Source organism: Herbaspirillum lusitanum P6-12 (genome assembly GCF_000256565.1).
In the GTDB taxonomy this organism is placed as follows: Bacteria; Pseudomonadota; Gammaproteobacteria; order Burkholderiales; family Burkholderiaceae_D; genus Herbaspirillum; species Herbaspirillum lusitanum.
The window spans coordinates 1-289 of sequence record NZ_AJHH01000464.1 but is presented as its reverse complement, the minus strand read 5'-3'; the positions used below and the strand labels follow the sequence as shown (position 1 = coordinate 289).

General features: G+C 67.1%; 1 pseudogene. It reads left to right on the top strand.

What is annotated here, in order from left to right:
• Nucleotides 1–11 precede the first annotated feature (11 nt).
• Nucleotides 12–289 (top strand): annotated as a pseudogene (locus HLUSI_RS28860) (peptidase M48); the annotation flags it as partial.

The following is a 289-nucleotide window of genomic DNA, read 5'->3' as shown; positions in this document are numbered from 1 at the left end:
CCGACGCCGACATGGCGGCGATTGACGCCGCGCCGGTCGCCGTCAAGGCACAGGTGTTGACGCCAGAGCAGAGCGCATTGCGTGTGCTGACTGCGCAGCAGGACCGGCTGTACAACGTTGCCGCGCCGCTGTTGACCGCCAATGCGCAGCTGTGCCGCGGCAACGCGCGCAACCTGCTCGGTTTCACCGCCAAGAACAAGTATTCCTATCCGAGCGAGTTCGCCGATGCGGCGCAGTCGCTGGGCTTCGACGATCGCCTGCAAGTCACCGGCGTGCTGCCCGGCAGCGG